Annotated in this window: 1 protein-coding gene and 1 pseudogene; both read left to right on the plus strand. The window is 65.5% G+C overall.

The window, feature by feature from the left end:
* Window positions 1–165 precede the first annotated feature (165 nt).
* A pseudogene (istA, locus tag K3F48_RS23485) lies at window positions 166–1,732 on the plus strand (IS21 family transposase).
* Window positions 1,733–1,743: 11 nt separating this feature from the next.
* Window positions 1,744–2,511, plus strand: a complete 768-nt coding sequence (gene istB / locus K3F48_RS23490) for an IS21-like element helper ATPase IstB (protein WP_222577862.1) — start codon at window positions 1,744–1,746, stop codon at window positions 2,509–2,511.
* Window positions 2,512–2,639 lie beyond the last annotated feature (128 nt).

The following is a 2,639-nucleotide window of genomic DNA, read 5'->3' on the forward strand; positions in this document are numbered from 1 at the left end:
TAACGGAATGATGGCGCCCCCCGATTACGAGATGATCGCGCCCCCCTGTAACGGAATGATCCCGCCCGGGTGATTTCGTGCAGTGACGGGCTCCGTCGTTGGCCTGATCAGATCGCTCCTTTGGCAATCCAAGGGGAGCGGTCCATGCCAGCGGAGCGGATTACGATGCGCCATGCGCGCGAGATTATTCGGCTGAAGTCCACATCGGTTTCGGCGCACGAAATTTCCCGGCGTCTCGACATGCCGCGCTCGACGGTGCGGGCGACGATCGAGCGCGCGGAGAGCGCCGGACTGTCCTGGCCGCTGCCGGAGGGAATGAACGACGACGGGCTGGCGGAGGCGCTCTACGCCGCCCGGCGCAGCAAACGGGGCCATCGGCGGGCCGAGGAGCCAGACTGGGCGGGCGTACATCACGAGTTGAAGCGCAAGCACGTCACCCTGACGATTTTGTGGGACGAATATATCGCGGCCAATCCGGGCGGCTACAGCTATTCGCGTTTTTGTGAGCTCTATCGCGCATTCGAAAAGACGCTGTCGGTCACGATGCGGCAGACGCACGCCGCCGGCGAGCGGCTGTTCGTCGATTACGCCGGCGACGGCGTCCCGGTCGTCATCGACAGGCTCACCGGCGAGCTTCGCATGGCGCAGATATTCGTCGCCGTGCTCGGCGCGTCGAGCCTCACTTTCGCCAAGGCGAGCTGGACGCAGACGCTCCCCGATTGGATCGACGCCCATGTGAGCGCGCTCGAGGCCGTGGGCGGCGTCCCGCAGCTCATCGTGCCGGACAACGCCAAGACGGCGATCGTCAAGGCTTGCTTTTACGACCCGCAGGTCAATCGCACCTACGCCGACATGGCGGCGCATTACGGCGCGGCGCTGTTGCCGGCGCGGCCGAGAAAGCCGCGCGACCATAGGGCGTCTTTCAAGACGCCCGTCTCAAAGACGGGCTATGGCGAAGGTCGAATCCGCGGTGCTGATCGTCGAGCGCTGGCTGCTCGGCAGGCTGCGCCGCCGGACCTTCTACAGCCTGACGGAGGTCAACGCCGCCATCGTCGAGATGCTGAAAAATCTCAACGAGGAGCGACCGATCCGCCGGCTCGGCGTCACCCGCCGCAAGCTGTTCGAGGAGGTCGACCGCCCGGCGATGAAGGCCCTGCCGATCGAGCCTTACGAATATAGCGAGTGGCGCCTGCGCCGCGTCGGCATCGATTATCATGTCGAGATCGACGCGCATTATTACTCCGTGCCCTATCGCTTCGCCCGGGCGGAAGTGGAAGCGCGGCTGACCGTCCGCGGCGTCGAGATTTTCTGCAAGGGCGAGCGCATCGCCGTCCATTTGCGCATGAGCGGCAACCGCAAGCACACGACGATCCCAGAGCACATGCCGTCCAGCCATCGCCGCTATGCCGGCTGGACGATCGACCGCATCCGCGAGGACGCCCGCAAGATCGGCCCGGCGACCGCGGCGCTCTGCGAGCAGATTCTGGAGGCGAGGCCGCATCCCGAGCAAGGCTATCGCGCCTGCCTCGGCGTCGTGCGCCTGGCCGGCCCCTATGGAGCCGAGCGCGTCGAGGCCGCGGCGGAACGCGCCATAGAGATCGGCGCGAAGACCTACGGCTCGGTCAAATCCATTCTCGACAACAAGCTCGATCGGAAGCCGCCGCCAAAGCGCGCCGCGGACACGGCCCCGATCCTTCATCCCAACATCCGCGGCTCGCGCTACTATCATTAGGAGACGCCGACTTGCTCAAACATCCGACCCTCGATCAGCTCCACGCCCTCGGGCTCTACGGAATGGCCAAGGCCTTCGTCGAGCTCGCCGAGACCGACGAAGCGAAAGGACTCGACCGTAACGACTGGCTCGCCTTGCTGCTCGATCGGGAAGCCTCGCTCCGGCGGGACAAGCGGCTGACGGCGCGTCTGCGCGCCGCCAAGCTCCGCCAGCAGGCCACCGTCGAAGACGTCGACTATCGCGCCGCGCGCGGCCTCGACCGCGCGCTGTTCCAAAAGCTCGCCGAGGGCCAATGGATCGACGCTCACGATAATTTGGCTCTCGTCGGGCCATCCGGCGTCGGGAAAAGTTGGCTCGCCTGCGCCATCGGCCAGAAGGCCTGCCGCGACAATCGCTCCGTCGTCTATCATCGCTGGCCGAAGCTCTGCGAAGAGCTGGCGCTCGCACGCGGCGACGGCCGCCATCCGCGGCTTCTGAAATCGCTCGGACGCGCCGATCTCCTGGTCCTCGACGACTTCGGCCTCGAGCCGCTCGACGCCGGCGCTCGCCACGATCTTCTCGAAATCCTCGAAGAGCGCTACGGGCGCCGATCGACGATCGTCACCTCTCAGCTCCCCATAGCCTCCTGGCATGAGGTTATCGGAGATCCCACCTACGCCGATGCGATCCTGGACCGCCTCGTTCACAACGCCAACCGTATCGAGCTATCGGGCGAAAGCCTACGCCGAGCGCGCGCCAAAGGAGCCAAAAACGCCTTGACCGAAAACCAGAACGGGTGAGACAAATCTCGCCGGTCGACGAACGCGGCCCCCAGGCGGGATCATTCCGTTAGAGGGGGGCGCCATTATCCCGGAATCCCCGGGCGCCATTATCCCGTTAAAGACGGGCGCCTTCGTCGGAATCGCCA

The sequence above is a fragment of the Methylosinus sp. Sm6 genome (assembly GCF_019802345.1).
GTDB lineage: Bacteria > Pseudomonadota > Alphaproteobacteria > Rhizobiales > Beijerinckiaceae > Methylosinus.